This is a genomic window from Vibrio sp. 2132-1, assembly GCF_033344315.1.
Map to the genome: position 1 here is coordinate 1 of NZ_JAWPON010000737.1, position 547 is coordinate 547.

The following is a 547-nucleotide window of genomic DNA, read 5'->3' on the forward strand; positions in this document are numbered from 1 at the left end:
AAACCTTCCCTACGTGCTCGATATTATGTCGGTGTGTGTGCAAACGGGTATGACCATTGAGGCATCTTTTGCTTATTTGGCCAAAGAGCTAAAAATCTTCGATAAAGATCTGTGCTATCAAATCAATAAGACGTCCGAGTCAGGGAAAGTACACGGGATTGAAAAAGCCTTGCATGATCTGTCGCTGCGCTTGCCTGCACCAGAGATCAATAGTTTTGTGCTTACCATTATCCAAAACTTACATTATGGCGCCTCTGTTGCTGGTGTATTAAGTGACTTGGCTGAAGACATGCGCCGAATTCACTTACTCGAAGTAGAAGAGCGAATGGGGAAACTATCAGCCAAAATGAGTGTGCCTCTTATTTTGCTGATCATGTTTCCAATCGTTATTTTTATCCTCGCTCCGGGTTTCTTGCAAATCGATTTCTCGACACTTTCAGGGAGTGGGTAATGAAAAAAATCGCATTGATGGCTTTAACACTTTTTTCTCTCATGGGGTGCAGCTCGACGGCGTACAACGAAGAAAGTACTGTTGAAAGCATGAAAC

At 43.1% G+C, this 547-nt stretch carries 1 protein-coding gene; it reads left to right on the forward strand.

Translation table 11 applies throughout. The annotated features are described in order from the left end of the window. Nucleotides 1-451 (forward strand): type II secretion system F family protein (locus R8N47_RS27690; protein WP_318186423.1); only part of this gene is annotated, 451 nt, incomplete at its 5' end. Nucleotides 452-547 lie beyond the last annotated feature (96 nt).